Origin of the sequence: Parasphingorhabdus sp. JC815 (assembly GCF_040717415.1) — a bacterium.
Taxonomy (GTDB): domain Bacteria; phylum Pseudomonadota; class Alphaproteobacteria; order Sphingomonadales; family Sphingomonadaceae; genus Parasphingorhabdus.
The window spans coordinates 54,222-78,743 of sequence record NZ_JBFEFM010000002.1; the positions used below are offsets into that span (position 1 = coordinate 54,222).

General features: G+C 53.4%; 23 protein-coding genes, 1 tRNA gene and 1 pseudogene. 15 read left to right on the plus strand and 10 right to left on the minus strand.

What is annotated here, in order from left to right:
* Positions 1 to 702 carry an NAD-dependent deacylase gene (locus AB1K62_RS06060; RefSeq protein ID WP_367002152.1) on the minus strand — a complete coding sequence of 234 codons (702 nt, stop codon included), beginning with the start codon at positions 700 to 702 and terminating at the stop codon, positions 1 to 3.
* Between the two features lie 52 nt (positions 703 to 754).
* Between AB1K62_RS06060 and dapB the strand changes: the two genes are divergently transcribed.
* From dapB to AB1K62_RS06080, 4 genes are all read left to right on the plus strand, one after another.
* Positions 755 to 1,489: a 4-hydroxy-tetrahydrodipicolinate reductase gene (gene dapB / locus AB1K62_RS06065; RefSeq protein WP_367002153.1), complete on the plus strand. Its 735-nt coding sequence runs from the start codon at positions 755 to 757 to the stop codon at positions 1,487 to 1,489.
* 6 nt (positions 1,490 to 1,495) lie between these two features.
* Positions 1,496 to 2,134 (plus strand): endonuclease III, encoded by a 639-nt coding sequence (gene nth, locus AB1K62_RS06070; protein ID WP_367002155.1) that lies wholly within the window; start codon positions 1,496 to 1,498, stop codon positions 2,132 to 2,134.
* 90 nt (positions 2,135 to 2,224) lie between these two features.
* Positions 2,225 to 2,644 (plus strand): hypothetical protein, encoded by a 420-nt coding sequence (locus AB1K62_RS06075; protein ID WP_367002156.1) that lies wholly within the window; start codon positions 2,225 to 2,227, stop codon positions 2,642 to 2,644.
* A gap of 104 nt (positions 2,645 to 2,748) precedes the next feature.
* Positions 2,749 to 2,825: transfer RNA gene (locus AB1K62_RS06080), tRNA-Arg, on the plus strand.
* Positions 2,826 to 3,318: 493 nt separating this feature from the next.
* Here the strand turns inward: AB1K62_RS06080 and AB1K62_RS06085 are convergent.
* The 9 genes and pseudogenes from AB1K62_RS06085 to AB1K62_RS06125 all read right to left on the minus strand — a co-directional run.
* Positions 3,319 to 4,353, minus strand: a pseudogene (locus tag AB1K62_RS06085) (recombinase family protein); the annotation flags it as partial.
* Positions 4,350 to 4,610 carry a hypothetical protein gene (locus AB1K62_RS06090; protein ID WP_367002158.1) on the minus strand — a complete coding sequence of 87 codons (261 nt, stop codon included), beginning with the start codon at positions 4,608 to 4,610 and terminating at the stop codon, positions 4,350 to 4,352. The gene AB1K62_RS06090 and the pseudogene AB1K62_RS06085, both read right to left, overlap by 4 nt.
* A 530-nt stretch (positions 4,611 to 5,140) precedes the next feature.
* On the minus strand, positions 5,141 to 5,470 hold the full coding sequence (locus AB1K62_RS06095) for a hypothetical protein (protein WP_367002160.1): 330 nt from the start codon (positions 5,468 to 5,470) through the stop codon (positions 5,141 to 5,143).
* A gap of 16 nt (positions 5,471 to 5,486) precedes the next feature.
* Entirely contained in the window at positions 5,487 to 7,094 is a 1,608-nt protein-coding gene (locus tag AB1K62_RS06100; RefSeq protein WP_367002161.1) for a type IV secretory system conjugative DNA transfer family protein, read from the minus strand.
* A 2-nt stretch (positions 7,095 to 7,096) separates the two neighbouring features.
* Positions 7,097 to 7,381 (minus strand): hypothetical protein, encoded by a 285-nt coding sequence (locus AB1K62_RS06105; protein ID WP_367002163.1) that lies wholly within the window; start codon positions 7,379 to 7,381, stop codon positions 7,097 to 7,099.
* Entirely contained in the window at positions 7,378 to 7,554 is a 177-nt protein-coding gene (locus AB1K62_RS06110) for a hypothetical protein (protein ID WP_367002164.1), read from the minus strand. Before AB1K62_RS06110 ends, AB1K62_RS06105 begins: the two co-directional genes overlap by 4 nt.
* Positions 7,555 to 7,635: 81 nt before the next feature.
* A complete protein-coding gene (locus AB1K62_RS06115; protein WP_367002165.1) occupies positions 7,636 to 7,758 on the minus strand; it encodes a hypothetical protein in 123 nt (40 codons plus the stop codon).
* A 20-nt stretch (positions 7,759 to 7,778) separates the two neighbouring features.
* Positions 7,779 to 8,075 carry a hypothetical protein gene (locus tag AB1K62_RS06120; RefSeq protein WP_367002166.1) on the minus strand — a complete coding sequence of 99 codons (297 nt, stop codon included), beginning with the start codon at positions 8,073 to 8,075 and terminating at the stop codon, positions 7,779 to 7,781.
* 116 nt (positions 8,076 to 8,191) lie between these two features.
* On the minus strand, positions 8,192 to 8,632 hold the full coding sequence (locus tag AB1K62_RS06125) for a hypothetical protein (RefSeq protein ID WP_367002167.1): 441 nt from the start codon (positions 8,630 to 8,632) through the stop codon (positions 8,192 to 8,194).
* A 119-nt stretch (positions 8,633 to 8,751) separates the two neighbouring features.
* Between AB1K62_RS06125 and AB1K62_RS06130 the strand changes: the two genes are divergently transcribed.
* The 11 genes from AB1K62_RS06130 to AB1K62_RS06180 all read left to right on the plus strand — a co-directional run bounded on the left by AB1K62_RS06130 (position 8,752) and on the right by AB1K62_RS06180 (position 24,511).
* On the plus strand, positions 8,752 to 9,888 hold the full coding sequence (locus tag AB1K62_RS06130) for a hypothetical protein (protein WP_367002169.1): 1,137 nt from the start codon (positions 8,752 to 8,754) through the stop codon (positions 9,886 to 9,888).
* A complete protein-coding gene (locus tag AB1K62_RS06135) occupies positions 9,881 to 10,234 on the plus strand; it encodes an ankyrin repeat domain-containing protein (protein WP_367002170.1) in 354 nt (117 codons plus the stop codon). Before AB1K62_RS06130 ends, AB1K62_RS06135 begins: the two co-directional genes overlap by 8 nt.
* Before the next feature lie 613 nt (positions 10,235 to 10,847).
* Positions 10,848 to 11,036, plus strand: coding sequence for a plasmid-related protein (locus AB1K62_RS06140; protein ID WP_367002171.1), 189 nt, complete (start codon positions 10,848 to 10,850; stop codon positions 11,034 to 11,036).
* The gene (locus AB1K62_RS06145) at positions 11,033 to 13,045 is read left to right on the plus strand and encodes a class I SAM-dependent DNA methyltransferase (RefSeq protein WP_367002173.1); all 2,013 of its coding nucleotides are present in this window, start codon (positions 11,033 to 11,035) and stop codon (positions 13,043 to 13,045) included. The genes AB1K62_RS06140 and AB1K62_RS06145 overlap by 4 nt, the downstream gene beginning before the upstream one ends.
* Positions 13,045 to 14,304, plus strand: coding sequence for a restriction endonuclease subunit S (locus tag AB1K62_RS06150; protein WP_367002784.1), 1,260 nt, complete (start codon positions 13,045 to 13,047; stop codon positions 14,302 to 14,304). The genes AB1K62_RS06145 and AB1K62_RS06150 overlap by 1 nt, the downstream gene beginning before the upstream one ends.
* Positions 14,301 to 16,523, plus strand: coding sequence for a DUF262 domain-containing protein (locus AB1K62_RS06155; RefSeq protein WP_367002175.1), 2,223 nt, complete (start codon positions 14,301 to 14,303; stop codon positions 16,521 to 16,523). The genes AB1K62_RS06150 and AB1K62_RS06155 overlap by 4 nt, the downstream gene beginning before the upstream one ends.
* Positions 16,520 to 19,534 carry a type I restriction endonuclease gene (locus AB1K62_RS06160; protein ID WP_367002177.1) on the plus strand — a complete coding sequence of 1,005 codons (3,015 nt, stop codon included), beginning with the start codon at positions 16,520 to 16,522 and terminating at the stop codon, positions 19,532 to 19,534. The genes AB1K62_RS06155 and AB1K62_RS06160 overlap by 4 nt, the downstream gene beginning before the upstream one ends.
* On the plus strand, positions 19,531 to 21,537 hold the full coding sequence (locus AB1K62_RS06165; RefSeq protein WP_367002179.1) for an ATP-binding protein: 2,007 nt from the start codon (positions 19,531 to 19,533) through the stop codon (positions 21,535 to 21,537). The genes AB1K62_RS06160 and AB1K62_RS06165 overlap by 4 nt, the downstream gene beginning before the upstream one ends.
* A gap of 323 nt (positions 21,538 to 21,860) precedes the next feature.
* The gene (locus tag AB1K62_RS06170) at positions 21,861 to 22,760 is read left to right on the plus strand and encodes a zincin-like metallopeptidase domain-containing protein (protein WP_367002180.1); all 900 of its coding nucleotides are present in this window, start codon (positions 21,861 to 21,863) and stop codon (positions 22,758 to 22,760) included.
* A gap of 114 nt (positions 22,761 to 22,874) precedes the next feature.
* On the plus strand, positions 22,875 to 23,570 hold the full coding sequence (locus AB1K62_RS06175) for a TauD/TfdA family dioxygenase (protein ID WP_367002182.1): 696 nt from the start codon (positions 22,875 to 22,877) through the stop codon (positions 23,568 to 23,570).
* A complete protein-coding gene (locus tag AB1K62_RS06180; protein ID WP_367002184.1) occupies positions 23,567 to 24,511 on the plus strand; it encodes a hypothetical protein in 945 nt (314 codons plus the stop codon). Before AB1K62_RS06175 ends, AB1K62_RS06180 begins: the two co-directional genes overlap by 4 nt.
* The last annotated feature ends 11 nt before the right edge of the window (positions 24,512 to 24,522 follow it).

Consider the following 24,522-nt stretch of genomic DNA (forward strand, 5'->3'; position numbering starts at 1 on the left):
TCAATCCGCCAGAATATTATCGACCCACGCCGGGACCAGCTCCCCTGCTTTGCCCATCCGGCTTTTGTGAAAGTAAAGACTGCCGTCCGAAGGATCGAGATTCATCTCCAGCGTTTGTGCGCCATAATGTCGTGCCGTTTGCACAAAACCAGCCGCCGGATATACTGCGCCCGATGTGCCGATGGACACAAATAGATCACATTTTTTCAACGCCTGCTCAATCTTGTCCATCTGATATGGCATTTCTCCAAACCAGACGATATCGGGCCGCAATGTTCGTTTGTCACAGTGAGGACAGGCTGGATCATTGGAAAAATCGTCGGTTACAGTCGATCGCTGTCCGCAAGAAAGACATAGGCCGCTTGAAAGCTCACCGTGCATATGGATCAGCCGTTTCGAACCCGCCCGATCATGCAGATCATCGACATTTTGGGTCACCAGTAACAAATCACCGTCCCATTCAGCATCCAGCCGCGCCAACGCCTTGTGCGCAGCATTAGGCTGCACTCCCTTCAGGCTTGCACGGCGTTCGTCATAAAATTTCAGCACCAGAGCAGGATTACGCATAAACGCTTCGGGCGTCGCGACATCCTCTACCCTATGTCCTTCCCATAGACCATCGGGCCCGCGAAAGGTGGCGACACCACTTTCCGCACTAATTCCCGCACCGGTCAAGATCACTATATTGTTTATTTCATGCATACGCTATGCCAGCATCTTCCACGAGATAATGCAAGCCTATGGAAACGAAATTATGACATCTATTGGAATTATCGGCAGCGAAGGCCGTATGGGCCATGCCCTTGTCAACGCGATTGATGAGCGGGATGACCTTAGTCATGCTGGTGGCGTCGATCAGAATGACGATCTGCAAAAACTCCTCGACAAAAGTGACGTGCTGGTTGATTTTTCTTCCCCAGAGGGATTGGGCCAACGGCTGGAGCTTTGTGCGAGCACAGCAAAGCCAGTGCTGATAGGCACCACCGGCCTTGAACCTGCGGACCATCGGTCCATTGACGAAGCCGCGGCAAACATAGCGATCTTGCAAACCGGCAATACCTCGCTTGGCGTCAACATGCTGGCGGCGCTAGTGAAGGAAGCCGCATCGCGTCTGGGCGATGATTGGGATATCGAAATTGTTGAAATGCACCATCGGCACAAGGTCGACGCCCCGTCCGGAACAGCTTTACTATTGGGCGAAGCAGCTGCACAGGGGCGCGGCATCGCCCTCAATGAACATAGCGAGCGAGGCCGCGATGGACAGACCGGCAAGCGTGCCAAGGGCGCTATCGGTTTTGCCGCGCTGCGCGGGGGTTCAGTTGCCGGCGATCATCAGGTAATAATGGCTACAGATGAAGAGCGTATAGAATTGGGCCACCGTGCTGAAAACCGGATGATTTTTGCACGCGGCGCTGTGAAAGCCGCTCTTTGGTTAACGCAGCAAGAACCGGGGCGCTATGACATGGCCGATATGCTTGGCCTGAAATAAAACCCGATGAAAAAAGACGATATTTTCGAATTTTATTCTCGGTTAGCAGCCGACAATCCCTCACCGGAAACCGAACTTAACTATGGCAATGTCTATCAGCTTGTCGTCGCCGTTGCTTTATCGGCGCAGTCCACAGACATTGGCGTTAACAAAGCCACAAAGGCGCTGTTTGAACAAGTAAAAACACCGCAGGAAATGGTGGAATTGGGTCTGGACGGATTGAAAGACCATATAAAAACCATCGGTCTGTTCAATACCAAAGCAAAAAATGTCATCGCCCTCTCCGAAATGTTAATCGCTGATTATGACGGACAGGTTCCCGCTGACCGAGATGAGCTTACCAAGCTGCCCGGTGTTGGCCGAAAAACAGCCAATGTCGTGATGAACTGTGCTTTTGGTGCAGAAACTTTTGCGGTCGACACTCATATTTTTCGGGTCGGGAACCGCACCGGTCTGGCACCGGGAAAGACTGTTCTGGCGGTTGAGAAAAAACTTGAGAAACAAACCCCGGCACCTTTCCGCGTGCATGCACACCATTGGTTAATCCTGCATGGCCGATATATCTGCAAGGCACGAAAGCCGGAATGCTGGCGCTGCCCGGTTGCGGATTTGTGCCGGTTCAAAAAGAAAACCCCCGCTCCCTGATCACCGCGTCCGGGCTGTTCAGCGTATAGAAATCTGGAATTTTTATACTCTTACGCTGCAGGGTTACCACATAAGTCGCGGAGAAACCTCATGAAACTATTCACACCTATCCTTTTCGCTTCCCTTTTGGCCGCAACCGGTATCACATATGCTGGGGCCTATGCGGGTGAGAAACGGTCTAAGGATGACAAACATAGCATTGAGACAGTCGGCGAGGCCCAGAGCTGCATCAGCCGTTCCAGCATTCGCACGACCGATGTTATTGATGACCAGACAATTGATTTCAAAATGCTCAATGGCGATATTTATCGCAACAAATTGCCAAATAAATGCAGCGGACTGGCCTTTGAAGAAGCTTTTTCCTATCGCACATCTACCAATCAACTATGCAATGTCGATATTATCCGTGTGCTGGACAACACAGCAGGCCGGATCAATCAGGGTGCGTCATGCGGACTGGGCAAATTTCAAAAGATTAAAAAGACCAAACAGGAAAAATCCGATAAATAAAATTAGCGCTCATCCAGAAAATCAATGTTTGGAAAATGCGAGATTGGCAAATTAGTGATTGGCAAGCAGACATTCTCACTGCTAAGCGCTGTCACGGCACTGATGCACCCGTAGCTCAGCTGGATAGAGCGCTGCCCTCCGAAGGCAGAGGCCAGAGGTTCGAATCCTCTCGGGTGCGCCATTTCCAAATTTCCACTGCAAATATCCCCTAACATCTTGAATGGTAAGGATATTTCTGGTGTTCGAAAACCGCTTTCGCGGTCATACGCCAGTTGGTCTGCAAAGGCCAGTTTGAGGACCGTTTGACGGTGCTCAATGCTGCCGTTTTCCCAAATTTTCCAAGGGTTTGCCAGAAACGTCATCGAGTGTTCGAACGTCTCCTCATAGGTAGCCAGCGGTGTGCCGCATTTTTCGATCCGCTCGCGGATAATCATGCGATCCGTTTCTAGATCACCGATGCGCTTCTCATAGGCTCGGATAACGGATTCGCTGTCAGCTTCCACAAGCCGATCCATAAGCTGAGCGATCTTGCGCTCGATCTGCGAAAGCTCGGCCTTCACCGACTTGCCTTGTTCTTTCATCGTCTTGGCACGCTGATCCCACAGGTCACGGAACAAGGACGAAGCCCACTCGAAAAGCTCTGCTGATGGTCTGAGCGCCTTTAGAAGCGCTTCAAACTCTTCTTCAACAAGCTCGCGGCGGATCGACTTGCCCTTCGCTGCACAGTCCTTCTGGCGGCAGAGGTAGTAAGGGTAGTGAGCGGCCTTTCCCTTGGACCAGTTCGCAGTAAGGGGCGTCCCGCAGCAGCCGCATAGGACGAAACCGCGAAGCGGAAAATCTTGGCTTATGTCTTTGCGCGCAGGTACACGGGCGGTGCCGTTCAAACGGTTCTGAATGGTCTTGAATGTTTCAAGACTGATAAGCCCCTCGTGCTTTGCAGGACGGAAGGAAACATCCCATTTCGGAAGCTCCAAGTGTCCCGCGTAGAGAGGCTGCGTCAGAAAGTCATTGACCCGTTGGTTCGTGACCTCGCCGCGCGGCGTCTTTGGAAATTCGGGTTGCGCTTCGAGAAAGCGTTTCACTTCAGCCTGCGTCGAGAAACGCTCGCAGGCGTATCCCTCCAAAGCCTCTCTCAGGATGGATGCGCAAGGCTCGTCGGGAAGCAGAACCTTTCCTTGTCCACTGACACGCTCGTACTTGTATCCTACGGGGGCTTGGAAGACCCAGTAGCCATTGAGCGCCCGCGCTCGCATGCGGTTGAGAGTTTGTTCGCCGTTCTTCTGGCGCTGGTGCTGCGAAACGCTAGCGAGCAGGTTTTCAATGAGCTGGCTGTCACTGTCTTCGCCGAATTCGAGTGTCGGGGATTCAAGGATACCGCCCGCCTTGCTGATCGCTGCACGAAGTTCGAGATGGGCTTGAATGCCACGGGCCAGGCGGCTGATATCGTCGATGATCACAACATGCGGCTGGCGACGGTTCTGACGAAGAAACGACAGCATAGCTTGCATGCCTGGGCGATTGATCAGGCCGCCGGATGCGTCATCGGTAAACACCTGAACAACGTCATGGCCACGGAAGGAGGCATACTCACGGCACCGTGTTTCCTGAGAGTGCAAGCCAGTGCCGCGCGTGGTCTGTTTGGTGTCTGACACACGACAATAAATTACGGCTTTGCTGCTTCCATTCTTGCCTTTCATCGAATCCTTCATCCTTCCGTCAGCGGCGCTGCGGTTTCTTCTTCGCCACGTTGTTTTTGCTTTGTTCTCAGCTTATCACACTGAGCCTTTGGGAGAAGGACTTTCTTACTTTCTGGTTTCGTTCCCAACTGAGCAGGATGGACTCCCCAAGCGGCATCTATGAATGCATTCATTATCGCCGAAACTCTGTGGATAACATCTTCGGCTTGCTCTTTAGAGTAACCAAGCTTTGTCACAGCATCGCGATGCTTTTGGATTATATCTTTCATGAGGGCAAACTCCCCTCCCTTCAGCAATGCACTGCATGCTGATCAGTTTCATTTCCTTTTCGGACAATAAATTAGCTCTTCACCCCATCAGGGGTGATTAGCGCAGATATTCCTGCGCGAGCTGAATATATACTCTAATTATACCTTGCCTGTGTCCTGAAACGCAAACTCAGCAAGGGTTTCGGGCAAAGGAAGGCCCGATCCTGTTACTAGGGATCGGGCCATCTTAAAGAGGAATCTTCTTTCCTAATTCCGCTATCGTTCGTTCTTAAATCGCGCTTTCGCGTATCCGCTAAGCCGCGCAAACGTGTGCTGAGCTTCCAGCCTACTCTGAGCGCTGGCGAGTGCGTTTCGCAGCCTTGCTATGCGAGAGTGCCTTTCTTCATCGCCTTGTCGTCTCACCTCGTTTCCAAGGTGGCCGTCAAGATCAAGGGTAGCGGCGCACACTGGCTTGCTGCTCTCGCGCAATCGCCGCAACAGCTCAAGCTTGGTGCAGATCGATGAATGAGCGTCCCTCGACGACATCCGTGCTATCGCTCCCGATTGTCGCGGCTTCTTTTACGGTTTCCGGTCCGCGCTTCCGCCAGCCTGTCGCTGTTGCTTTGTTCGTTACGCCTTTGCGCAAGGCGCTCTTCTTGTCGAAGCGCCCGCGACTGCTGATAGGCCTCCTGTGCCAGGGCGGCGACTTTCAGAAGGTCGGCCCCTGAAAACGCGTTCGTATCACGCAGATCGCCCGACTTTTCGTCGCGGTACGTGCGGCTGAAAGACGTGGTGAAGTAGTCACCGTTCTCGCCAGCGTTCCGCCATGTCGTTGCTTTGACCGACCCATCGCGGATCGTAAATTCAGGTTTGTCGCTCACAATCATTCTCCTTTCTCTATGAAGGGCGAAAGCCTTCAACGTAGGACCACATGCCGTTCGAATATTGCGGATAGTCCGAGAATTGCTGCGGCACGCGCTCAACGATGACCCTCGCACGACGGTGACCCCATCTTGAGGGGATAGGCACGGAGTCATGGGGCGGATGAAACGGATTGGGCAGGAAGCGCCCAGCAAAGTCTGACCGTTCGTAGTAGGGATGCTTTTCAGCGAAGATGGGTTTGAGGTTCTTGCCCGAAATGAAGAGCAGTTGCTTGTCCTCTGGCATCGACAGGATTTCTTCAGGCATCATGAGTGCGCGCGCCTGTTTGGTGCGATGCTCTTCGCCAAAGGCGTGATACTTCATGTCGGCGTAGGCCGAGAACGGATCGCCGCCATTCATGATGCTCATGGCGGCATTCATCTTTTGCCGTTTGGCGTCCGCCTGTCTCAGGCTGTCGTCATATTCGAGCGTCTCGGTGCCCAGCATTGAGGACACCATCTGCGCTGTCTGATAGTCGCGCACACCGAAGAACTGGCGTAACGCCGATGAACCCATGAAGCCCTGAAGGGCTGGTGCGCCGAAGTTTCGGACGATCTGGCCGACATCCTGAAACAGCGCCCAGACCTGAACGCCAGCGCCGCGACCAAAGGTGAAGGCGCGTAGCAGGGCTTCAAAATTTCCGAGCTGGCCCGCCTCATCGATGATCATCGTGACGCGTGGTGCGGAAGGCGCTCGCGACTTGTAGAGCATCTGCACTGTGAACATTGTGCGCAGGATCGGGGACCACAGACCTACGTATTCTATGGGAACGTTGATCGCCCAGCTCGTTGGCTGGCCCGAATTGCAGGTATCGGCCAACGAGGCATCGTCCCCGTCTAGCGCGGCCTCAAGCATCGGATCATCGAGGAAGTTCAGGTGCGCGTAGACTTCGCCGAGAATGCTTCCGAACTCTTTCTCGCTTTCCTGTTGCTTCGCCAGCATCTCGCCCGCAGTTCGTCTTACACTGCCCATCGAGGAGCCGAGCATGGCTTCGAGGCAGTCTGCCCAGGCATTCGAGTCTGCTTCGATCCAGTTGACGACACGGTAGAGCGCGGGGAAGCTGACCTTGCCGTCTCGCTCGACCAGCATCTTTATGATGTTCTCGATCCACTCGCGGGCGCGCAGCTCGAAGTAACGACCGTTCGATGCGCCGCTTGTCGGGATCAGGCTTTCGGCGATGAACTTGCAGTCCGCATGGAAGTGCGGATCGTTCAGGCGAAGGATATCTAGCGGGTTCATGCGATGCTGCGGGAGGCCACGCATCCCCGTCGGGTTCCAGCAATAAAGGTAGCTCCGATTGAGAGCGAAGTTCACCATTGTAACGGCGGCGATTTCGCCGCGCGGGTCGAGGATAAAATTTCGGTTGCCTGCATTGCGGCCCACCGCAAGCGCGAGGAGATCGCGCATTTTGCCTGAGCCTGCGCCTGCGACCGTGATAATCGGCGCGTCGGTTTCGAGGCAGATCGATTTGTTCGCGCTATAGCCGATCTGAAGACCCCGAGCGCTTAGCAGTCCGGCCCGCCTGAGTTCGCTCTCGTCAGACCAAGATGCTGATCCGAACCGATACTCTTCATTGCTCATCATGATTACTTTCCTTTGAAAATACGGTCATGTGTCGCCATGACTTTTGTCTTTTCGGGAATCGTGAGGACGTGCGTGCCCGCATCGGGATGGAAGCACTTGATGAAGTGTGAGCGGATTTCACGGGGCTTCACGGTCGGATGAAACGCGTTGATCATCCGTATCCAGACACAGACCTTGACGTCTGAGGGAATGTCCGACTTGGAGGATGTTGGTGCGAAGAGAAGTTTGAAGCGCTCAAAGATTGGCTTCATTTCCGGCTCAACAAAATCAATCTGAAAAGTGCTCATCGTACGCCCAGTAGCCAAAGCAGAATGCCGATGGCTGGCGTAGCCATGATTATGGCGCCGAATACTTCGAGCACTGGTTCAAGTCGTTTCTTAAGGTCAGCCATCAGCTCATCGACAGCGCGGTCGTAGGCCCTGTATAGTTTCACAAGAAAGATGATGATTTCGTCTTGCACTGCTTTACTCCGACAAAACGTGCCTGGGTTTCAGAAGCTTTCGAAACCCAGGCTGTGGAAGTTGCTGTTGGGGTTGTGCGGTTACCCGACGAGTGCGCCGAGAATCACAAGGCCGACAAAGACCCAGAACACGGTGCCGATGATCGCGCCCCAATCCGTTTCTTTCTTGTAGATGCCGCCGACGCGGCGATGCTTCGTGAACATTGTCGAACTCCTTTCGTGGTTCACAGAAAGCGGGTCGCGAGTGCGAGCCCGCCCATCACCAGCGCCGTCGATATCGATGCGCGGGAGATGAAGAAGACCAGGGCGGCACAAACACCGCCCCAGACGAGGGCAGTCACGTCTTCGAAGCCGTAGCCATAGTGACGAACCGCAAAGGCCTGCACCCAGCCGATTGATTTGCTGTAGAGAGGCGGCGCGCCCAAAAAGGTGACGAGCAGCGCCAGTGTGTTTGCGAGGCCTTGGATGGACGACATGAAGATCGACCGGCCTGCATCTTGATGCTTCTTCATAAATGACATTCGTAGACCTTGATGTTGCCGTCGAACTTGATTGCCGACGATTGCATCCTGCCAAAGCCCGAATGCTGATCAGGGGGAATAGACTGATCTTTTCTGCGAAGTTCATCAGTACGGCCTCAGCGTCGAGCTGACGGAGGTCTGTTGTCGTTCGCCGCCCGCATTCCCCACAACTCTGCTTCGAATGCGAACTGTGTTGAGAGGATCGTTCCCAGGAGCCTGATGCGCTCGCGACTTTCTTCTCGCAGTCTGGGACGAACTCCGTCAGGCACGGGTGTACATGCCCAGTCGCGAAACCATTCACGAATGCTTTCTGTCTCGAACTCTTCGGTGTTCAGAAAGACCTCGTCGCCGTTCGAAATGATCCGCCCTCGATAGTCCCTGTACAGGTTCAACAAATAATCGAGGAAGTGGTCAGCGCTGACTTCTAAACTCGCAGAAAAGTTGCGCAGGTCGCGTAGGTATTCTGGGTTTTCCAGTTGCGCATCACGAACGAGCTGGCGTGTGCTGTTCTTGCAGTAGCCCAAGGTAAGGCAATGCACGCAAAGGGAATACTTCATGATCTTCGCTCCTGTCACTTTGGCCCGCGTGGCCACCGCTGCGTTCGATTGACGACGGGACGGGTTCCGCCGAGACTGTCGAAAGGCAGAAATCAGACGAACCCTCCGGCAGACGCGGTATGTGTGACGATAGTGAAGCGAATGATCAGAGCTTGCAGGGCAATGTGTTGCCGCTGTTTCCAAGAGATGCGTTCAAAAATAGCGGCAAGGAATTTGCCGCAAATAGTAAATCCGAACCTGATAGTAGTTTCGAGATGCGCACTGTTCGGTATTATCCTGATGCCCAGAAGGAGTACTCCCGCAATCTGCTCCGACGCTTGATGTCAGAGAAGGAGCTTTCTCCACAGGCTCTGCGCGATGAAATTATGGAGCGCGAAGATGCCGCGTTGATTGAGGCTTCAGGCTGGAAGCCGCAACGAAAGAACGCCGCGCCCCCACGCGAGGATCGTTTGCTTTCTCGTGCCGACCTCAAGAATTGGCTTGGGGAAAACGCAACGCACCAGATAGGCGATGATAAGTTCTACTTTGTAGATCGGTTCATTGAGACCAAAATTCCTGTTGAGCAGCGTCAGGCGCTCGATGCTTCAATCAGGGACTCGAAACGTCAATATCAGCTTCTGGCGTTTCGTGACTTCGGCAGCCATAGCCAAACTACCGATACCGCGTGGCAGCGGGCCGAAATTTCAAAGTCAGTATGGCTTTGCATCCGAGACGGATTTCACACCAGCCAGGATGACCCAACTCTAGGCTACCATTTCCTTCTCCTGATCGAAGAATTCAGGCAGGGCGTTGCACCCGTCACGCTCGCATTTGGCAGTAGGACTTACGCCGATCAACTCATCAATCATGAGCGTGCCAGTGATGAAACCATGCCTGCGGAATTTTTGAAGAGATATGATTGGCAAAACGATAAGCTGAGCACGTTTGTCACTGGGTATGCATTCCAAACATCCTGTTTCATCGAAGATGTCGATGACGAACTGGATGTGATGAAATGGTCATTCAGCATCGTTGCTCGGCGAGATCATCGTACCGTCCGCGAGTCCTTACCGCTCGTCTTCAATGAGCCCATGAAGGGCATCTATCTTATCCTTTGGTCTCAGAATTTTCGGGACGGCGAGACGCCGAGGATGTCCCATGGCGAAATTGGTATGTTCAACCATCATCAAATCCAGAACGAAGAGCACTCGATAATACGCACAGATATCGACCCCTCGGAGATCGCAAAGTTTGTAAGGGGATACAGTTTTGGGTAAAATAAAAGATGTAATGCCGAACGATAAATCGGGCACAGAACATGTGCCGCCAGATATATTTCGTGCTGCTGAAAACAATGATCTAGAGGAGTTGGCGTTTGCGCTGCAAAGCGGACAACGATTAGACCATCAGCGAGAGCCAGATAAGATGACGCCCGTGCACGTGGCGGCGGCGTTGGGCCACGCTGACTTCGTTCGGGTATCCATGGAGATACATCCCCAAGTCGCATGGATACGAGATGAGATGGACCGACGACCCATCGAACACGCGAATGCCCGCAATGATCACGTTATCGCAGGGTATCTGAATGAGGCGATGTTTCAGCCCCCAGAGAACGCCCTCTGAGCGACAGCCCCAAGCACGCCACAAAATAACTCCTTCCGCATCGACCACATCGAAACACCTTTTTTCCCAACTTTATCAATAAGTCCGACCCGCAAGATGTGCGGTGTACTACACCGCAATCTTGGCAAGGGAGCCCGCTGCGCGCTCCCGTTGCATCCCTCCGGCCTTGGCTCTTCCTGGGTATTGAACCCATCCAGAGCCATCGGAACGTTTCGCCGTTCCATCACTCGCGGGAGACTTCGCTCTCCCTGCACCCATCGATCAAAGGGGCTATCGCGCCCCTTATGAAATCCACTCGTCAGGGTTATGGCCCCCGACACCTGCCAATCAGGGGAGCGTTCCTGCTCCCACCGATACCCCCATGACCATTTCATGGAGACCAACCCTGCGCGGTTTGGATGCCGATCAGGTCTGTCGCGACCCGATACCTACGACCAAGAGCCTCCCCGTGCTCTTTGGAAACATGGGCCAACCTTGCGCAGGTTGGATATGCGCCAGCATTTCGCCGCTGGACTACGACCAAAGACACGGCCTTGGATACGTGGCCGAATTCTGAGACGACAACCTCGGGTTAGGACTTCCCCTTTGTGACCACATTGGATACACTTCCCCCATGACGGGTAAGGATGCCGGGTTTCGTATCCGAGTGGAGCGCGACCTTCGAGACAAATTCATCGAAATGTGTCGGGCGAAAGACCGTCCCGCCGCTCAGGTCATCCGTGACTTCATGCGGCAATACATTGAGGACAACGCTGCCGCGAACGACACGCAGGCGGCGAAAAAGCAAAAGGGGCATTCGTGAGCGACATTAAGAATCTAGGCGGCTTTGTTTGGTCGATTGCTGAAATCCTACGCGGCGATTTCAAGCAGTCCGAATACGGCAAGGTCATGCTGCCCTTCGTCGTTCTGCGCCGCCTCGACTGTCTGCTTCAGGACAGCAAACAAGCTGTTCTCGAAGCCGAGAAATCGCTTCCCGAAAGCGCCGACGATGCCACGCGCGACATGATCCTATTTGGCGCGGTCGGCGGCAACGTGAAGGTCTATAACCTCTCACGTTTCACCTTCGACAGCTTGAAGGGACAAGACCCTGGCCAGCTCCATCAAAACCTCATCGACTACATCACGAAGTTCTCGCCCAACGTCCGCGATATCTTTCTCGACAAGTTCCGCTTCACCGATCAGCTCAAACGCCTGAAAGATGGCGGCATCCTTTGGAACGTCTTCGAGCGCTTCTGCGAAGTCGATCTGCACCCAGATACCATCTCAAACCTTGAGATGGGCTATCTCTTCGAAGAGTTGATCCGTCGATTTTCCGAGATGTCGAACGAGACAGCGGGGGAGCACTTCACACCTCGCGAAGTCATTCGCCTGATCGTTGATCTGCTCATCGCCAACGACGACGCGAAGCTCACAGGGCGCGGCATCATTCGACAGGTCTATGATCCTGCTTGCGGAACAGGCGGTATGCTCGCCTTGACCGAAGAGGCGTTGAAAGAGTTCAATCCGTCGATCCGCGTGGAGCTATTCGGTCAAGAATTGAACGATGAGTCCTTCGGCATCTGTAAATCCGACATGCTGGTGACTGGGCATGACCCTGAACAGATTGCCTTCGGGAATACGCTCACGCAGGATGCCCATGCAGGCAAAAAGTTTCACTACATGCTCTCCAATCCGCCCTACGGTGTGGACTGGAAGAAGTATCAAGACCCGATCAAGGCGGAAGCCGAGAACATGGGTATGGAAGGCCGTTTCGGCGCAGGGACGCCGCGAATATCGGACGGGCAACTTCTCTTTCTTCAGCATATGATTTCCAAGATGCGCGACGATGAGGATGGTTCGCGTATCGGTATCGTCATGAACGGCTCGCCCCTCTTCACGGGCGGCGCTCAGTCGGGAGAAAGTGAAATCCGCCGCTGGATGCTGGAAAACGATTGGGTCGAGGCCATTGTCGCTCTGCCAACTGATCTTTTCTACAACACTGGAATTCAGACCTATGTCTGGCTGCTGACCAATCGGAAGCCCAAGACCCGTCAGGGCAAGGTTCAGCTTATTGACGCCAGCGGGGAACGCTTTTGGAAGATCATGCGCAAGTCACTCGGCTCTAAGCGCCGCGAAATTCCTGACGAGGCGCGAGCGGAGATCGTCCGTCTCTACGCCGACTTCCTAAATGGTGAGAGCGGTCAGGATGATGTTTCCAGGATTTTTGAGACCACCGACTTCGGCTACCGAGAAATTCGTGTCGAGCGTCCATTGAAGTTGAATTTTCAGGTGTCGGATGAACGGCTTGCACGCCTGAGTGACTGTAAGCCGTATGCAAAGTTGGATAAGTCCGACCAGAACGCCATTGAGGAAGCACTTCGGACCATAGACGATCAGCTCTTCACTAATAGGGATGCCTTCGACAAAGTTCTGACGAAAGCTTTGAAAACAACCGGATTGAAAATCAGCGCTCCAATCAAGAAGGCAATCTTGGCCGTGCTATCGGAGCGAGACGAAGACGCCGACATTTGCACCGACAAAAGCGGTAAGCCCGAACCTGATACCGAACTGCGTGACCATGAACTTGTTCCACTATCAGAGGATTGGCGCGAGTATATGAAGCGTGAGGTTCTGCCCTTTGTGCCAGACGCCTGGGTTGATGAGAGCCACACGGATACGCGCGACAATCAGGTTGGTCGCGTCGGCTACGAGATCAACTTCAATCGCTACTTCTACCAATATGTGCCGCCCCGCCCACTCGAAGAGATCGACGCTGAGCTGAAAGCACTCGAAGCCGAGATCGCAGGGCTTCTGAAGGAGGTGGCAGCGTGATGATGCCAATCAAACACGCCGCGCGCTTCTTGAACGGCGCTGCATTCAAACCATCAGATTGGGGAGATACGGGGCTTCCAATCCTACGGATTGCACAGCTGACAGGTAAGCCGTTCGATAATTACTTTGATGGAACAATCAATCGCGGTCTTCTCATTCGCGATGGAGATCTGCTGTTTTCGTGGTCAGCTACTATTGACGCGTTCATTTGGAACCGCGGCGATGCCATTTTGAACCAACATATTTTCAAGGTCTTACCTAAAACGAACGCAGTAAAGAAGTATCTCTACTATGTGATTAAAGCGCATGCCCCAAGGTGGGCGGATGATGACGCGCATGGCAGCACAATGCGCCATATCAAGAAGGAGAGTTTATCGAATAAGGTTTGGATACCTGAGCTAGAGGCACAAAATCAGATAGTTGAGTTTTTGGACGGGGAAGTCTCTAAAATAGATGAGCTCATTGATAAAAAGAAGCGGCAAGTCGAGTTATTGCGTGAAAAACAAAAGTCGTTTTCGGTAGAGGAGGTTACGGGGTCAAATATATCTGAAAAATCGGGTACGGGGTTGGGCCAACTGCCATTTGCGCCGTCACATTGGCGAGTCAAGAGGGTCGCGGCTGTATTTCGGGAATCTTTCGAAATGGGTGGCGAAGAGCTCCCTGTACTTTCGGTCTCGATCAATTGGGGCATATCAGATCGTGAATTGGAAGATGAGGACCGCCATCGAATTGTGACGCATATTGAGGACCGAAACGCTTACAAGCGTGTCCGCGTTGGCGATCTTGTCTACAATATGATGCGTGCTTGGCAGGGAGGCTTCGGTGTTGCAAAAGTTGATGGGCTGGTTAGTCCAGCCTATGTCGTAGCTCGTCCATCCGAAGAAATACACGCTCCATTCTTCGAACACCTACTAAGAACGCCAATGTGGATCGAAGAGTTTCGACGATCCTCAAAAGGAATTGCTGACTTTCGGCAGCGCCTCTATTGGGAACATTTCCGTCAAGTCGGATTAGTGCTTCCGCCGCTTGAAGAGCAAGTCGAAATTGCAAATCGGATTGCCGCAAATGATGCAGCAATCGAAGCGGTCCTGACACCAATACAAGTATCAATCGAGCGCTTGGCTGAATTGCGTTCAGCCCTGATCACCTCCGCTGTAACTGGTCAGATCAATGTAGAGACTTGGGGCAAGGAAGGAAATACTGACCGCCGCCTTGATCAGATTGAAGAGGATATGGCTCTTCGGGAGGCGCGCGCATGAAGGATGCACAGAAGCCAGATCATGTGAGCCTGAACACGCTGATCAGTCGGATGCGCGAAGGGCGATTCGTCATTCCCGACTTTCAGCGAGAATTCGAGTGGGCTCCGTGGGACATCCGCGACCTGATGCGGTCGATCTTCTCAGACTACTACATCGGTAGCCTCCTGCTCTGGAAGGCCAAGGACCAGAACATCAAACTTCTCGCATGCGAAGGGCTTTACGGCTACAGCGACGGCGGGTCGCCCGAGTACATCGTGCTGGACGGCCAGCAGCGCCTTACGGCGATGCATTACGCATTTCTTGCACCCGATATTTCACTACCGAACCGTGCCAAGCGCGCGATCTATTTCATTCATGTCGATAAGTTCATGGCGGGTGAGACGGATGAGGCCTTTGGCTATGAGTGGCTTTCGAAGAAAAGCCGTGCACTGATCGATAGCCAAGACGTTCAGTTTGAGCGCCATGTGTTCCCGCTCCCTGTGATCGGCAAAGGCGGTTTCGAACTCTACAAATGGGTGGAGGCCTACGGGAATTTCTGGAAGGCGAAAGCGGACGCAGCCGACACCGATGAGGAGCGCGCAGTCGCAGAGACCCATGCAACAAACGCGTCCGCGTTCGGTGAGGAGATGCGCGAGACCATCGAACAGTACCAAATCTCTCACATCGAGTTGGATCGGGAGATCGGGGTTGAGAAGGTCTGTGACATCTTTACTCAGATCAACAGCAAGGGCGTTCAGTTGGACGTGTTCGACCTTCTGAACGCGCTGATGAAGCCGAAAGACATCCAGCTCAAGCACATGTACCGCGAGGCGCGCGACCGTTTGAGCTTCATCGATACGCCAAAGATGAACGTCTACATCCTTCAGGTGATGTCGATCCTGCGCCAGAGCTATTGCTCACCCAAGTACCTTTACTTCCTTCAGCCAGGTGTCGAGAAACCCGTTCGCCTACCAGACGGCACGCGTCGGCAGGACGTGCTTGTGGGCAGTACCGAAGAATTTGTCGCGCTCTGGGATCAGGCGGTGAATGCACTTGAGCGCGTCATCGAGTTGCTTCGGCATCCGCAGGAATACGGTGTCGTCGGTCAGGCCTACATCCCTTACGCATCGATTGTGCCTGCGTTTGCAGCGATCAACACGCTTGTCGCAGCGCAACCTTCGAACAAACAGCTCTCAGCGCGCCGCAAGGTCCGTCTTTGGTACTGGGCATCCGTCTTTCTCACCCGTTATTCAAGTTCTGTGGAATCCACCGCAGCGCGCGATTTCACCGCCATGCGGGAATGGCTCGGCAATGACGAGGCAAAGCCCGTACTCATCGACGAGTTTGCGCATTCGTATCGAAACCTCGACCTGCGCAGTGAGGTGAAGCGCGGCTCATCAATCTATTCCGCGATCTTCAATCTCTTTGTGCTTGCTGGCGCACGCGACTGGATGACGGGAGATGTGCCGCGCTACGGCGACCTAGATGATCACCATATTGTTCCTGCATGGTGGGGGCGAGAGAACAATCTTGGCACAGCGATCAATTCGATCCTCAATCGATCGCCCCTCACCAGCGACACGAACAGAAATGTCATTCGCGAGAAGTTGCCCAACGAGTATCTGCCTGAACTGATCGCGGAAAACGGCGAGACGACAGTGCTTGCCATTCTTGAGTCGCACTTCATCAGCAAAGCGGCTCTGAAGATACTGCTTCGCGACCCCTTTACCCCAGACGATTACGAAGACTTTCTTGCCGAACGTCACCGCACTTTGCTCGACGGTATCGAAAACCTGCTCATCAAAGAGCGCTTGGACTTGCCGCCCAACCTTCGCCAACTGGATGCAGAGATCGAAGGCATCGAACTTGGATTGAGGAAAGTCATCGTCTCAGCAGTAGAGAATGATCCGAGCCATCTCCCGCCCCATCTACTCGACAATGCTCAGCAGCGCATCCAACGGGCGCTCAGGAAAAACGCGTCACTTGACGCAGAGCGGTATGACCATGCCGAAGGCGTTTTAGAGCATTTTGATTTGCGCGAAGTTCAGGACACGATCTTGTCCAAAGCTCTCTGGGAGCGCTTTGCCGACCGTTTCAAAAACAAGGAAACGCTTGCGCAGAAGTTCTCACAGCTCGCAGAGCTTCGCAACAGTATCCGACATAGCCGAACCGTAGACGATATCACCCGAAAGGAGGGCGAAGCCGCTCTTGCGTGGTTCGAGAAAGTGCTCGCCAAATGACCTCACACACAGCATCCAATCTTCACAAGGAGGATGTGCTCCAAGAGCATCTGATCGAAAGCCTTGTTTCAACACAAGGCTATCTTCGTCGCGTCGGCTCCGAAAAAAGCCGTAGTTACACTGGTGAAATCCACTTCGACAAGCCGCTGGCGATGGACCGTGAGCTTGTCGTTCGGTTTCTGAAAGAGACGCAGACGGAGTCTTGGGAGAAGCTAGAGCAGCATTATTCGGGTTCAGCCGAAGATGTTTTGTTCAAGCAGCTCGACAAAGCTCTCAAAGATCGCGGTCTGTTGGATGTGCTCAGACAGGGCCTAAAGATCGTCCCAGGCATCCCGTTCGTGTTCTGCTATTTCCGTCCAGCGAGTGGCTTAGAGCCCAAACGCGTCGCCGAGTATGAAGCGAACATTCTCAGTGTGATGGATGAGGTCGTCTACAGCCAGAAGCACGGCAACCGTATTGATGTCGTCCTCTTCCTGAACGGGCTGCCCATCGCGACGATTGAAGCGAAAAATCTTCTGACAGGCACGACGTTCAGACATGCAGAAAAGCAGTATCGCACTGATCGCTCGCCTGCGAATGAGCCGTTACTGACCTTCAAGCGGGGCGCGCTCGTTCACTTCGCCATTGATGAAGACAATGTGTCGATGACCACGCGGCTTCAAAATGGCAAGACGCGATTTCTTCCGTTCAATCGGGGGCGCGACGGCGGCGCGGGCAATCCCGATGTCGAGAGCGAACACCGCATTGCTTACCTCTATGGTGACGGCGATTGGGGTTCGGCTATCTTCTCCCGCTCGGTCCTGATCGACATCATCGGTCAGTTCATGACGTTAGAAGTGAGCGGCAAGAATGAGGTGATGATCTTCCCGCGCTTCCAGCAGCTTGACGCGGTAAGGAAGATCATGACTCACGCCCGAGCGAGCGGCGCAGGGCAAAATTATCTCGTTCAACACTCGGCTGGTTCGGGCAAGTCCAACACCATTGGCTGGCTCGCTCACCATGCAATCAATCTGCACGATGCAGATGACGCGCAGGTCTTCCACACAGCGATCATCGTTACGGATCGCATCGTTCTTGACCGCCAGCTTCAAAGCACTGTCTCGCAGTTCGAACAGACGCAAGGCGTCGTGAAGAAGATTGACGGGACATCCCGACAGCTCAAGGACGCAATCGCCAAAGGGGCGCGGATCATCGTCACGACGATCCAAAAGTTTTCGACCGATCATCTCAAGGCTCTCTCGGGTCAGAGCAAACGAAACTTTGCGGTCATCATCGACGAAGCCCATTCGAGCCAGTCCGGCAAGGCGGCGCAGTCAATGACAGATGCGCTTACGCGCGAAGCTTCTTCGAGCGATGACATCGAGGACCTGATTGCGGAATATCAGAAGGCTCGCGGGCCACAGTCCAACATCAGCTTCTTCGCATTCACGGCGACCCCTCGCAACGTCACGCTTGAGCGGTTCGGCGTGCAAGGCCCTGATGGGCTACCTCATCCGTTCCATTTGTATTCGATGCGGCAGGCAATCGAAGAGGGCTTCATTCTGGACGTGCTCCAGAACTATATGACCTACAAGGCCTACTACCAGTTAGAAAAGACCATCGAAGATGATCCCGAGCTGAGCGGGCGGCGCGGTCAACGCAAAGTGGCTCGGTATGCGAACCTTCACGCTACAGCCATCGGGCAGAAGGTCGAGATTATCGTGGAGCACTTCCGTCGCCACGTCATGGGGATGCTCGGAGGTCAGGCCAAAGCCATGATCGTCACCCAAAGCCGCGAGCATGCATTGCGCTATTATTTCGGGGTGAAGAAATACATTCGCGAGCAGGGCTACGGAGACCTGAAAGCACTCGTTGCATTTTCCGGCGATCTTGAACTCGACGGAGAGACCTACACTGAAGCCGATCTGAACGACTTCTCGGAAACCGAGCTTCCTGGCCGATTCGACGGGTTCAAGCCAGACGGCACACCGCACCCTGAAACCTATCAAATCCTGATCGTCGCCGAGAAGTATCAGACGGGATTCGATCAGCCCAAGCTTTGCGCCATGTACGTAGATCGCAAGCTCGCAGGGCTTCAGGCCGTCCAGACACTCTCGCGGCTGAACCGAACCCGAGCAGGCAAGGATCAGACGTTCATTCTAGATTTTCAGAATACGATTGAAGATATTCAAACCGCGTTCAAACCATTCTTCGAAGCGACAACCGTCGAGGCCATGTCCGATCCGAACATGGTTTACGACCTCGAAGGGCGGCTCTATCGCTTCGGTTATCTCGATAAGGAAGAGATCAAGCGTTTCGCGCAGACCTACTTCAAGGGGCCGCTTAGCGGCGCAGATCGCGCCCAGCTTGAAGGCCTCGTCAAACATGCTGTCGCGCGCTTCGAAGCAGATGACGATGAAGGGCGGCAAGAAGAGTTCCGCCAGCTCCTGAAGAGCTTCGGACGCTTCTACAGCTTCATCGCGCAGATCATGCGCCTTGAAGACACAAGCCTTGAGAAGCTTGCCACCTATGGCAACTGGTTGTCTCGACTCCTGCCGAACCGCGAGGTCCCGCCCGAGATCGAGATCACCGACGACATGCTACGACTTCAGGCATTCAAGGTCGTAGAGAAAGAGGCTGGCAGTGCTTCACTCGGCGCTGGCGATACCGAAGCTTTGAAGGCCATCAGTGAATTCGGCGCCAAGCCGTATACGGAAGACGAAAAGAGGGAACTGTCCGAGATCGTTCAGGCGTTCAATGACCGTCACGGAACGGACTTTTCGGAAGCCGACATGATCCGCTTCGAGCAGGTCAACCGCGATATCATGGACGAGGACATGACGGAGATGCTGCGGAATAATCCGCCCGATGTCGTCTATGCTGCGTTCCGTGATGCGTTCTTCCAAGGCGCTATCCGCATGTTCCAGCGCGATAACGAGATGAAGAACATCGTCCTTACTGACGCTGAAGCGCGCGATAAGGCAACGCGGCACTTCTTCAATCGTGCCCTCAGAGAAGCGAGGGAGCTATGACCACACTTAAAGGGGATATCGTCAATCGCGTGAAAAGGCTTCCGAAGCCCTCGCAAGCCGCCGAAGCCCTGCAACCTGTATTCGAAGCTGTCAGCAACGCCCTCCATGCGATCGAGGATGCTTTCGGCGATCAGTTTCAGAGGCGCGGTGACATCACTGTTACCATTGCTAATGCGGGTGATCAGGACGGGATCGAAATCATCGTTTCTGATAACGGTGTAGGTCTGGAAGATCCCAGATTCGAAGCGTTCTGTACCACCGACACTGACTTCAAGATCGGTCGTGGCGGTAAAGGAGTTGGTCGTTTGCTTTGGCTCGATGCTTTCGAGAGTGTAAGCGTCATCAGTCAGTATCAATCAGGCGACCAGTTGTTTCGGCGCAGTTTCGTTTTCAAGCTTGAGTCGAGCGATCAGATTACTGAAGAGAAGATTGAGCCCATTAACGGGTCTGCTTCTGATCGTGGGACTACGGTCACTTTTAAGGGTCTTAGAGGAAGCGCGTATCGTTCGAAGTTCCCGATTCAGCAAGCAACCATCGTTAAACATTTTGGCTCGCATTTCTTTGCTGATTTCATTCTAGGTCGTTCGCCAAGAATTATCCTAGATATCGATGGGACCTCGACCACTTTTCCCGACGCAATTCAGGAATTGCAGATCGAAGATCGCGGGGTCGCCCATTTGACTTCTGAGGAGTTCGGTGAACTCCAACTCGCCAGCTTTGTCTGCCACAAACAGGCAAGTGCTAACTTTGACGGACTGCATCAACTTCACCTAGTGGCGAACGGGCGTACCGTTACCACGCGTAAGATTGATGGTCTCGTAGGTATTGGTAGGTTTGGGCCAGATGCTGATCGCGTGTTTCACGGTTGCATTTCGGGTGACTATCTCGATGAGCGGGTCAATCAGGAACGTACACAGTTCAATTTCGATGAGACTATCGTAGATCAGATCGTCAAGGAGTGCGCCGAACATGTTCGAACAAATGCTCTCCATGAGGAGATCGATAGTTTTGATGCGTCGCGGCTTGGTGGGCTTCGCGAGTTCTTAAGTGACTATCCGTCGTTTGGTTTTGAAGATGCTGAACAGTTATTGGATAGGACGCCAAAAAACGCGACGAAGGCAGAGCAGTTTGCACAGGCTTTGATACCCATCCGCATTCGTCGTGATAAGGACCGCAATCAACGAATTCAGCAAATCGTATCTCAACTCAGTGGCAACGATGAGGTTCCGGAAAACCTAGTGGAGACCATCAAGACTGCCGCTGCTGAAATCCGTGCGGAGGAACAGCGTCAGCTAACCGAGTACGTCTTGCGGCGAAAAGTCGTTCTTGATGTCATGCAGGTCCTTATTCGCCGCATTCGGGAACGTGATGACGGCTCGGAAGATTTCCATCTCGAAGAAACACTGCATAAATTCATCTGTCCGATGCGACTTCGCGGGGACGATCCATCAAGGGTTGAGCGGTCTGACCATGATCTTTGGATCATTGATGAGCGTTTGACGTTCACCAAATACTTCGCTTCGGATGTACCCTTTACACAACTCATCGATGGCGCGAACAGCACGCTTCGGTCCGACCTACTGATCTACGACCGTATTCACGGGCTAGGAGCAGAGGGTGAAGACCCGCTTCGCCGTGTGATGTTGGTTGAGTTCAAGAAGCCAGGGCGTCGCGATTATGAAGATCGATATTCGCCGCAGAACCAAATCAGTGAGTACATAACGCGGCTTCAGAACGGCGAAATCGAAGACTTCCGCAACCAACGCGTCAGAATCGCAGACGATTGTATCTTCTATTGCTATGTGATCGCCGATATCGTCGGAAAGCTCGAAATCCATACCAATGGATGGCGGACAACTTCAGATGGTCGGGGCCGTATTCAGGACCTCAATGGCAGATTCCGCGGTGTGATAGAGATCATCGAGTGGGCTGATCTCATTAAAGATGCACGCTTGCGCAATCTCGCGTTCATCGATGCCGCTGGTTTGCAGTACAACAACTAGAAGACTGGCGCATCCTCACGGATCGGGCTCTCGTGAACCGAGCCAGCAAGCTGTCTCGGCCATTCGGCTTCGATCCCTTGCGCATCATCTGACAGCCCTCGCGGGCTGACCTCTTCCTTTTCGTTTCGAGGGCCTGCGGCCCCGTCCTCCGTCAAGACCAAGCCCTTCGCTTTGGCTTCGGGCGAAAGCCATGGCCCGTGGCTCGGCTGCGCCTGCGCCCGCACCTCTTCCATGGCTTTCGGTCTGGACGGCCGTCCCCCCGCTCATCGGCGCGGGCCTAGTCCGGTTGCATGCGCAACCGACTACCCAAGAGGGGACAAGAGATGAAAACCGACATTTATGAAAGGGTTACCAACAAGATCATTGCCGACCTTGAGCAAGGCGAGCTGACATGGTTGAAGCCATGGAGCGCGGGCAACATGGAAGGCAAGATCACCAAGCCGCTCCGCCACAACGGCGTGCCCTATAGCGGCATCAATATACTGATGCTTTGGGGAGCCAGCATCGAGGCGGGCTTTCTGTCTCCGTACTGGATGACCTTCAAACAGGCGAAAGAACTAGGCGCGCATGTTCGCAAAGGGGAGCGCGGCAATCTGGTTGTTTATGCGAACACGATCACCAAGACGGAAGAACAGGACGACGGCAGCGAGGAGGAGCGTAAGATTCCCTTCATGAAGGGATACAGCGTTTTCAACGTCGAGCAGATCGAGGGCTTGCCCGAGCACTACTACGCCAAGCCGAAAGCGATCATCGATCCCGCGCGCCGCATTCAGCATGCTGAAGAGTTTTTTGCGAGCACGGGCGCGGACATTCGCCACGGCGGCAATTCTGCCCATTACAGCGGCGGCAGTGACCATGTGCAAATGCCGTACTTCGAGACCTTCAGGAGCCCGCAAAGCTACTATGCGACCTTGGCGCATGAGCTGACGCACTGGACCAAGCACCCCAAGCGGCTTGACCGCGAATTCGGGCGCAAGCGTTGGGGCGATGAAGGCTATGCGCGCGAAGAGCTTGTTGCTGAACTTGGTGCAGCATTTCTATGCGCTGACCTTGAACTCGCGCCCGAACCGCGCGCCGATCATGCGGCCTATATTCAGAGCTGGCTCAAGGTCCTGCAAAACGACAAGCGCGCGATCTTCAGCGCTGCCGCCCATGCCCAGCGGGCCGCCGATTTCCTGCATGGGCTTCAGCCTGTCATCGAAGAAGTGAGCAACGTCGCGTGACAATCCGGAAAAATTCGCGGCTGGCCCTCGGGCCAGCCGCGCCGTCTGTGGATCAGTTCCGTGTCTAGTCCAGAACTCCTTGAACCCGCGAGGGTCTCAACGTAGCCTGTTGATATGGCTGAAGTTACTGCCAATTATGCATTATTTGATCATTTGCGCCTTAATCAGGCGCTCGAAGAATTTGGATATTGTGTGTTCAATGCTGAAAGCGCAGTAGATACAGACTCTATAATTAAAGAGCTCTCCCATAGATTGAATGAAAAAGTGTTTTCTGCTTGGCATTCTTTAATGCCATCTCCAAGTTCATACGCCTCGCCTGTTTCGTATAGTGGTCTTTTCGGCCTCGAAAAATTCCCATTTCATACCGATATGGCACATTGGAAAAGGCCGCCAAGGTATCTGGTGCTAATGGCTGAGAGCGGTGCCGATGATGTCACAACGCCTATTATTGATTCACTAGAGCTAGTGGAGAAGATTGGGCGTCGAACGTTGAATCGCGCTCTCGTTCGTCCTCGGCGACCTGTTCGCGGGAAACTCCCATTAATGCGACTGCTAGATGCTTCTAACGACAACAATTCGATCTTTCGATGGGACAGTGTCTTCCTGACGCCTGCGAGCCCCGCTGGCGAAGCGGGATTTTCTGCCTTATCAACAGCGATTGGCTCTGAGCGAGCCTATGAATTGCGCCTGAGTACTAAAGGTATCGGAGTTGTAATTGACAACTGGCGTATTCTGCATGGTCGTAGTGCGGTCTCTACGAAGGACAAAGGCCGTATAATTCTACGTGCATATCTTGGGAGGGCAGAGTGACAACATCTCCGACAGACTTAGATGCTTGGGACTCGTCAGCACTTCTAGCGAAAGCGCAGCAATACGCAGAGCAAATGGCTCAATTCTCAAAGGACGATTGGCAGTACGGCCTATGGTCGAGCCTTTGTCTCGAACTACTGGTGCGTGCAGCCCTCACAAAAATTAGCCCAGCACTCGTAGCTGATCTCTCCCATTGGCATAATGTATATTTTGCACTGGGTAGGTTACCCAACGCCAAGAAGTTCATCCCAAAATCGATCTCGATTTCGGATGCCATTAAACGGCAGAGCGAGATTGATCCAGCTTTCGATGCTGAACTGAGGGAATTTTGCCTGCTGCATGTCGAGCGGCGAAATGCGGAACTCCATTCCAGCGAGACCGCATTCAGCGGGTTAAAGACTTCGTCTTGGCTTCCGACGTTTTATCGAGCTTGTAACGTGCTTCTCAATTGCCTTGAGGTAGAGCCAAAAGATTTCTGGGGAGATGAAGAAGCGAAACTAGCTGACGAGATGATTTCTGCTTCTGCAGATGAAACGGCCAAGGCCGTATTGAAGCTTGTTTCAGCCCATAAGAACGTTTGGGACGCAAAAGAGGACCCCGAGAAGGATAAGGCAACTTCACAGGCGGAAGTTTGGGCGACCCGGCAATCTGGCCATAGAGTTATTTGCCCATCGTGTGGGAATACTGCGCTGGTTGTTGGTGATCCTGTGTCTGCATCTCAGCAATCATTGGAAGATGACATGATCAAAGAAAAACAAGAATATCTTCCATCGAAGTTTGAGTGTATCGCTTGTGGTCTAAAGATTGCTGGATTGTCACATCTGAATGCGGCGGGCGTTGGTGATATTTACGTACAAACGTCATTTTACACTCCCTCTGAATTTTATGAACTAGAAGACCCTGCCGATTATTGGGAGGATGACAATAATGAAAGATTTTGAAGCTTAGCACA